The following is a 5320-nucleotide window of genomic DNA, read 5'->3' on the forward strand; positions in this document are numbered from 1 at the left end:
TCGCCCGCGGGCTCGCCGACGTCACGCGGTCGTTCGCGAGCCAGTACGTCACCGACCGCATCGAGACGGTCGGCCGGGCGACCGTGCTGAGCGCGATGGCGATGGTGAGCGGCCTGGCGGTCGTGCCGTTCCAGCTCGGCAGCGGCGTCGTCTCCGATCTCGTCTCCCCGCTGTTCGCCCTGGCCGTCGGCGGGGTGGTCCTCGGCGTCGGGTCGGGCGCTATCCTCCTGTGGGAGTCGCCGGTGCGCGAGCGGTGAGCGTCCACGGACACGGATTCTCGAATCGGAGTCAGGACTCCTCAAGGAGCGAGCGCGCCCGCTGAACGTAGCTGTTCGCGTCCCAGCTCCGGGCGTCACTGATCTCGTCGAGGAGCGTCCGAGCCTCGGCGGCTGACAACTGCTCGCCCCGAACGAACACCGAGAGCAGCGTCGGCGTCGTCACGAGCCGGGAATCAGCGAGCGACGCGTGAATCAAGCCGAGTCGGTTGAATTCGTCACAGAGGAACAGTGCGGCGTCGAGGGTGTTCGCGAGGGAGACAGCAGCGTTTTCACCGTCGTCGAGCGGGAACTCGGCGTCGAGGTCGACCGACCGTACATCGAGCGCATCGGTTCGATCGAGAACGACGGCTGCGGCGCGAGCGTGCGTGTCGTCGTACGAGGCGACCTCCCGGAGTTCGTCGATGACCGTTACTGGAACGACGACCTGGTACCGAGCCAGACACTGTGCGAGCGGATCGGGATCGCTATCGGCGACGATCCCAAGACTAACGAGGGCGGAAGAGTCCGCGACGAGCCGCGACATCTACGCGTCGGCGACCTCGTCGATGAAGTCCTCGTCCAGTTGCTGTTTCAGGACCCTGAGGTTCGCCGCCTCCTCGGCTCCGACAAGGGACGTGAGTTGCTCGAAGGTGATCTCGTCGTCGTAATAGGCGGCCGCGATCTCCTGGGTGAGTGCGTCGTCGTGAGCGGCTTCCTGGAGGTACTCCCGGAGCGCTGTCACGAGGATATCCGTTCGATCCTCCCCGAGCACGTCGGCGAGCGCATCGGTTCGATCGATGAGTCGGTGTGGCGCCCGAAACTGGACGCGCTTCTTGTCGCTACTCATTATGTGTACAACGTGAGCCAGCGTACTTAGCCGTTGTCGTGTGTACAGTGTGAGCCGCTATCCGCTCGTATCGATGCCTGTGTTGGAACGGTAATCGCTACTGGGAGTCCGCCCACAGCGTCTCGATACGCACTGCGATCGCGGTCAACACCGTCGATGACACGTCGAGCGGATGGAGTGACGGAAGAGAGAGCCCGGTACCGTCACCGGCGTCCGGTGGTTCGTGAACATGCAGGCGGTCAGTGTGGTCGTTCGGGTGGCGATCCCAGTGGCATTCCCACCGGTCTCCGTCGTCGATGTCCTCCACGTAGTGGAACGAGAAATCGCCGGTCGTGAACCACCGAACGTCCAGTTTGGCAGCCGTGACTCGTGCCGGATACCGGTCACCGTCGTGGAATACACGGAGGAGACGCGGCTCGTAGGGGTCCGGGTCGAATGCGGTCTCCACGGTCAGCGGGTCCGATGCGAACGTCCGATCTAGGAGCCGCAGCGTCTGTCGATCCGGCGGCCCTGTCGAGTCGGAGCTACCGTCCGAAAGTAACGCCATCTAGGCCGGAATGAGGTGCCCGTCGTTCTGGGCGAGCTGGCGGGCGAGTTCGTAGAGGCGAACGTCCCGGATCACTCCCTGCCACTCGCTGACCGCGGCCATCCGTTCGTGGACGGCGTCGTGGTCCTCACGGTCGAACACGGAGACCTCGGCCGGGTCCGTGGTTTCGAACCGCTCCTCGTACTCACCACGACGCGATTCCAACGACTGGACGCGGTCGATGATCTCCTCGACGGTGAGGTCGGCCGCGATCCGACTGGCCTCTTGCCATTCGAGATACGCATCGTTTCGCTCGTAGGTCGCCGGACGGCTGTCGCTGTCCGCCCGAGCGATCCCCATCTCCGCCAGGCGGTCGAGGTGTTTCCGTGCCGCGTTCGGGGAACAGTCCGCGATCTCCGCGATCTCGGTGTACGGCGTCGGCGACGTAATCCCCAAAACGGTGTCGTACACGCGAGCGAACGTGTCCGTACCCTCCTGCCACCGTCGGCGTGCAGCGTCCGAGTCAGGAGCAGGGTCGAACTCAGTCATGAAGGGATATCGGACGCGGTTCGCAATATATCTTTGTTTTTTGCAAATATATGAATGAAATCCGATCCGGCGTGATCCGTCCCCTCTGGCCGGCCCTGTGCCGTCGGCCGAGACTGTGGGACCACATTCCCTCACCCCTGTTGACTCGGCCGCGGGACTCTCCCGGAACTACTCGTGTTCCTGTTTCATCGCCCTCGACCAAGTCCGAGGCGATGCGGTAGCAGAAGTGGCCTCCGTAGAATCGGCATAGCCGAACTCCCAACGGAGGAATCCTCGCGTTTTAGCGCGGGGAGGATGTCAAGGCGGGTTCGATACACTATTCAGCTGGTCGACGTCGTCGGTCTCGTAGGCTGCTCGCCACATCGTATGGACAGCACGGGTCACGAGCGAGACCTCGGTCACGTCGATACAGGACGGCTCGGCGGCCGTCGTGGCTGCGTCCGGTGGGGGATGAAAGTGGCTCCGGGGAGAGTGTGTATTCGGATGACGGTCGAAGCGCCAGTTGACGTCGTCACTATCGACGTAATGGAACGAATACATACCCAGTTCGCTCCACTGGATATCGAGGCGAGCGCTCTCGGCGTCGCCGAGCCCATCGCTGAGACGGATCTGCAGTTCCGTTGGTGCGACGACGTCATCGTACAAAGTTTCGTCGACGAGCGGTTCGAGTTCGAGCCAGCAGTCACGGATTCGCCGGAGCGCCGGGAGATAGATCGGCCCGAACTCGCCGGCTCGGTCGTCGCCGCTCATACCGCGAGCTGATGGCTGGCCTCGTCGTACGCGAGTGCAGCTTGAGCGACCGCGAGATTCTGTCGCGTCGTTCGCCACGCGGTGAGGTCGTCCCATCCCTCCGTCTCGCCGGCGTCGAGTCGCTGGGCGAGTTCCTCCGGTGACACCACGTCGTAGCGGTCCTCGTAGCGTCGGATCTCGGCTTTCATTTCCTTGATACCCTCGAGTAACTCCGTCCGATCTGCTTCGTCGCGGAGTTCGCGGATCCGGGACATCAGCACTCGGTCGGTGTTTCGCTTGTACAGCGTTGTTTGGCCGTCCTGCTCCGTCTCCGCAAAGCCCGTGTTCACGAGGGTCTTACAGTGTCGACGTGCCGTCGGCTCGCTCACGAGCGCGCGGTCGGCGATCTCGGCTGCCGACTGGCCGTCGTGGGTTTGTTCGATGATTTCGTACACCCGCTCGAACGGCGTAGTATCCCCTTTCCAGTCCGTTTTGACCTGCTCGTTGATGTCGTCCCGCGTCTCGGTCATACTCGGTGCTACGCTCTCTAGAAAGAAATAATTTCTTGAGAAAATTATCTCGCTCAGCTGTGTGTGTACGGGGGCGTTGTCAGGCGGCCTGCTCGGCTACCGGCTCGTGATCCACATTCCGACGGGCGCATTGGGGTCCCGATTCTCGGAACTGGCGATGGATGAACCGCTGAAACCCAGCAACTAGTCGCTGTTTGAGCCTACGCAAGACACTTGACAGAACACTCACTTCTGGACGCATGGTCCGAGCACGAGCCCTCCAACTCGCGCTACTCTTCGTCGTCGTCGCTGCGCCAGCAACTGGTGCAGCGGTGGTCACACCCGATTCACCCGAGACAGCCTTACCTCACGAGGAGGTCGAGAATTCGGACGGTAATATCACCGTTCTCCGTGGTCCGGGGCAGTTGTACGAATCGATCGACGCTCCCGACGATCTGACTGCCGCACGTGACGCCGGTCGAGTCCGCTCTCCTCAGTTCCTCGCTCCGGGAGATCTCCTCGTGCTCCAGTTCGAATCCGACCGTGTCGCCACGGACTACGCAGCCACGGAAGGGAGGAACGCCACGGACCGATTCTTCACGATGCTCGACTCGACTGGGACGAACGTCTCGATTCTCGGTCTGAATCACGGCACGGAGCAACTCCCGTCGAAGCTCAAACTGAACCGGAGTAACGTGAAGGTCCTCTACGAGGAGGACACGGACACGTTCTCGTTGCTGATCGACACGGCCAACGTCTCGGTTGTCGACCGGGAGGACGGCGACGCAATCAGGCAGACACTCGAACATCGAGAAATTCAGGCCGTCCTCGAGATCCCGACCGGGAACGAGACACGTGTCCTGACCGGCTCCGCGCGGTTCGAAGGGATCGGAACCGGTCTACGAACCCCGGTGAACGGCACGGCGATCGACGGGTTCAGAACGCCCACGATCGCTGAATCCGCCGCCGAGGAGCTGCGAATCGTTGGCACCACGCCGTTCCTGCCGAACACGAATCTGACGGTCCGTGCCAGCGTGTCGAACGGCTCGACGCTCGTTGTTCCCGATGTCGAAACGTACAACGCTAACGACTCGACCGCTGGCTTCGGACACAGCGAATTCAACACGACGCTGCCGCTCCCCGACGCTGACGCCGACGATACGGTCGAGGTCGTCGTCGTCAAGGACGGAACCGTCCTCACCGAGCGAACGATACTCATCGGACAGCAGCCGAGGATGTCCAACACCTCTGCGCGATTGGTCTCCTCAGGACCGCATGAAGGCAACATAGCAATTACAGCAACACTCCGGCTGCCCGAACCGGGACTGTTACTGATGTACGTCGACGGTGAAGCCCGGAGTGTCGCTGTTCCCGAGCACGAGACTGTCGAACGGACGTTGTACGTCGACAAAGCTGCCGTCGACGAGTCGGGTCACGTGTACGTACTGGCTCTGTGGGACCGAAACGAGAACGGCGTGCACGACCCGGACATCGATACGCTATACACGACTACGTCGGACGTCGGGGCATCAGTCGAGGACAGGGAACTGGATACACAGGTCCGAGTGGACGGATGGCCGCCGGAGACGTCGACATCGACGAACCCCACTCAAGAGCCGTCGACCACTGCTTCCGAGCGCACGTCTGACCGTCCATCGACTACAGAACCGACCGCCACAACGACGCCCGGATTTGGGGTACTGGTCGGGCTTCTTAGTATTGGATGTGTGGCCCTTCTCGTCCGCCGATACTCCGCCGACAGGTGAGGAGCGCGTACCACCCCCGACAGGCCTATGAAAGCTCGCGGACACTCACTGCAGCGCCAAGGGTGTCCCCTCGCTGGTGCCGTACAGCGTGCCGTCAGCGAGTGCAAGATCATTCGGGGAGCGATCAGTCCGCCACC

At 62.4% G+C, this 5320-nt stretch carries 7 protein-coding genes and 1 pseudogene; 2 read left to right on the plus strand and 6 right to left on the minus strand.

Features of this window, described 5'->3' with window-relative positions:
• Positions 1–257 (plus strand): annotated as a pseudogene (locus ACQUQ1_RS21530) (MFS transporter); the annotation flags it as partial.
• Between the two features lie 31 nt (positions 258–288).
• On the opposite strand, the gene ACQUQ1_RS21535 reads toward ACQUQ1_RS21530, so the two are convergent.
• From ACQUQ1_RS21535 to ACQUQ1_RS21560, 6 genes are all read right to left on the minus strand, one after another.
• Positions 289–801 (minus strand): hypothetical protein, encoded by a 513-nt coding sequence (locus tag ACQUQ1_RS21535; protein WP_435066270.1) that lies wholly within the window; start codon positions 799–801, stop codon positions 289–291.
• Positions 802–1104 carry a hypothetical protein gene (locus ACQUQ1_RS21540; protein WP_435066271.1) on the minus strand — a complete coding sequence of 101 codons (303 nt, stop codon included), beginning with the start codon at positions 1102–1104 and terminating at the stop codon, positions 802–804.
• 97 nt (positions 1105–1201) lie between these two features.
• A complete protein-coding gene (locus ACQUQ1_RS21545; protein WP_435066272.1) occupies positions 1202–1651 on the minus strand; it encodes a hypothetical protein in 450 nt (149 codons plus the stop codon).
• Complete coding sequence (locus ACQUQ1_RS21550) at positions 1652–2179, minus strand: winged helix-turn-helix domain-containing protein (RefSeq protein ID WP_435066273.1); 528 nt, start codon at positions 2177–2179, stop codon at positions 1652–1654.
• 297 nt (positions 2180–2476) lie between these two features.
• Positions 2477–2929, minus strand: a complete 453-nt coding sequence (locus tag ACQUQ1_RS21555; protein WP_435066274.1) for a hypothetical protein — start codon at positions 2927–2929, stop codon at positions 2477–2479.
• Positions 2926–3438: a winged helix-turn-helix domain-containing protein gene (locus ACQUQ1_RS21560; protein WP_435066275.1), complete on the minus strand. Its 513-nt coding sequence runs from the start codon at positions 3436–3438 to the stop codon at positions 2926–2928. The genes ACQUQ1_RS21555 and ACQUQ1_RS21560 overlap by 4 nt, the downstream gene beginning before the upstream one ends.
• A 239-nt stretch (positions 3439–3677) precedes the next feature.
• Between ACQUQ1_RS21560 and ACQUQ1_RS21565 the strand changes: the two genes are divergently transcribed.
• Entirely contained in the window at positions 3678–5183 is a 1506-nt protein-coding gene (locus ACQUQ1_RS21565; protein WP_435066276.1) for a PGF-CTERM sorting domain-containing protein, read from the plus strand.
• The last annotated feature ends 137 nt before the right edge of the window (positions 5184–5320 follow it).

Origin of the sequence: Halobaculum sp. EA56 (assembly GCF_051195075.1) — an archaeon.
Classification (GTDB): domain Archaea; phylum Halobacteriota; class Halobacteria; order Halobacteriales; family Haloferacaceae; genus Halobaculum.